Origin of the sequence: Kitasatospora sp. NPDC004799, from assembly GCF_040609095.1 — a bacterium.
Taxonomy (GTDB): Bacteria; Actinomycetota; Actinomycetes; order Streptomycetales; family Streptomycetaceae; genus Kitasatospora.
Map to the genome: position 1 here is coordinate 1 of NZ_JBEXJK010000758.1, position 1,704 is coordinate 1,704.

The 1,704-nt window shown below is 78.5% G+C and carries 1 protein-coding gene; it reads left to right on the forward strand.

Annotation, left to right across the window (positions count from 1 at the left end; genetic code table 11):
• Positions 1-142: 142 nt before the first annotated feature.
• Positions 143-1,704: condensation domain-containing protein (locus ABZW03_RS40570; protein WP_355269857.1), on the forward strand; the 1,562-nt coding region annotated here is incomplete at its 3' end.

Consider the following 1,704-nt stretch of genomic DNA (forward strand, 5'->3'; position numbering starts at 1 on the left):
AGTTCCGCTACGACCGGCAGCCGCTCGGCGCGATGCAGGCGCTGGACCCGGAGCGGGTGGTGTACGTCGGGACGGCCGCGAAGAGCCTGGCGCCGCCCTGCGGCTGCACGGCGCCCTCGACCGGGACGCCCTCGGCCGGGCCCTGCGGCGCCTCGCCGCCCGGCACGACGCGCTGCGCACCACCGTCACCGCCGTCGACGGGCAGCTCGTCCAGCACGTCACCGACGGGGCCGAACTGCCGCTGCGCACCGAGGACCTCGGCGCCCTGCCCGCCGAGGAGCACGCCGAGGCGGTCGAGCGCCTGCTGACCGAGGAACTCCAGCGGCCCTACGACCTGGCCCGGGGCCCGCTCACCCGGGTGCTGCTGGTGCGGCTGGCCGCCGAGGAGCACCTGCTGCTGCTGGCGCAGCACCACATCGTCACCGACGGCTGGTCGGTGGGCGTCCTCACCCGCGACCTGGCCGCGCTCTACCGGGCGGAGGCCACCGGCGAGCCGGACGAACTGCCCGCCCCCGCCCTGCAGTACCCCGACTTCGCGCACTGGGAGCAGCACCGCCGCACCGACCACGCGGCGGACCTCGCCTACTGGAAGCGCGTCCTGGCGGACCTGCCGACCCTGCGGCTGCCCACCGACCGCCCCCGGCCCGCCGAGCGCACCACCCGCGGCGCGGCGCACCGCCACCACCTCCCGGCCGAGCTGGTCGAGCGGCTGCGCCACCTCGCCGCGGGCCGCGGCACCACCGCCTTCACCCTGTACGCCGGGGCGTCCGCGCTGCTGCTCGCCCGCCACAGCGGCCAGCGGGACGTGGCCCTCGGCACCGTCGTCAACGGGCGGGAGCGGCGGGAGCTGGAGGAGGTCGCCGGCTTCTTCGTCAACACCGTGGTGCTGCGCGGCGACGTGGACGAGCGGGCCACCGTCGACGGCTTCGTGGAGGGCATGCGCACCACCCTGCTGGACGCCTTCGCCCACGCCGGGGCGCCCTTCGACCGGGTGGTCGAGGAACTCGCCCCGCCCCGCGACCCCAGCCGGACCCCGCTGGTCCAGGTCGTGGTCGTCCAGCAGGCCCCCGCCGCCCCGGCGCCCGCCGCCGGCCTGCGCTTCACGGACCACCCGCTGCCCCGCCCGGCCGCCCGGTTCGACCTGGTGCTGGAGTTCACCCCGGAGGAGGCCGGCGGCTGCACCCTGACGGTGGAGTACAACACCGACCTGTTCGACCGCCGGACGGTGGCCGCCCTGGCGGACCGGCTGCACCGGCTGCTGGCCGGGATGGCGGACGGGCCGCGGCGCACCCTCGCCGAACTGCCGCTGATCCCCGCCGAGGAGCAGCGCGCGCTGCTGGCGGCCAGACCCGCGCGGCCCGCGCTGCCCGCGGCCGTCACCCGGCCCGGCTGGACCCGCGCCCACGTCCTCGACGGCGCGCTGCGCCCCCAACCCGACGGCGTCCCCGGCGAGTTGTACCTGGCCGGCGGCCTCCCGCCGCAGCCGGGCGAGGACGCCGGGCGCTTCGTCGCCGACCCGTACGGCGGCCCGGGGGAGCGGCTGTACCGCACGGGGGGGCTGGCCCGCTGGACCGCCGACGGCGCGTTGGAGTGCCTCGGCCGGGCCGAGGAGTGGGCGAAGCCCCGCCACCGGGACGAGACCGACCCGGCCGAGGTCGCCGAGGCGCTGCGGCGCTGCGCGGGCGTGGCCGAGGCGGCCGCCGT